This window comes from Kosakonia sp. S57 (assembly GCF_016516575.1).
GTDB classification, from domain to species: domain Bacteria; phylum Pseudomonadota; class Gammaproteobacteria; order Enterobacterales; family Enterobacteriaceae; genus Kosakonia; species Kosakonia cowanii.
In genome coordinates, this window is the sequence record NZ_JACVUL010000050.1 from 1 (window position 1) to 294 (window position 294).

General features: G+C 48.0%; 1 tRNA gene. It reads left to right on the forward strand.

The features are described 5' to 3' along the window. Positions 1 to 86: 86 nt before the first annotated feature. Positions 87 to 162, forward strand: a tRNA-Glu gene (locus IAE48_RS23925). The last annotated feature ends 132 nt before the right edge of the window (positions 163 to 294 follow it).

The window sequence follows — 294 nt, forward strand, 5'->3', positions numbered from 1 at the left end:
TACCTTAAAGAACCTTTCCCTGCAGTGTCCACACAGATTGTCTGATGAAAAGTAAATAGCAAGGCGTCTTGCGAGTGAGACTTTGTGTCCCCTTCGTCTAGAGGCCCAGGACACCGCCCTTTCACGGCGGTAACAGGGGTTCGAATCCCCTAGGGGACGCCACTTGCTGGTCTGTGAGTGAAAGTCACCTGCCGATGTATCTCAAACCTGATTCCTGTCTGACAGCGAGTCATGTCTGAGATATTTGCTCTTTAAAAATCTGGATCAAGCTGAAAATTGAAACACAGAACAATG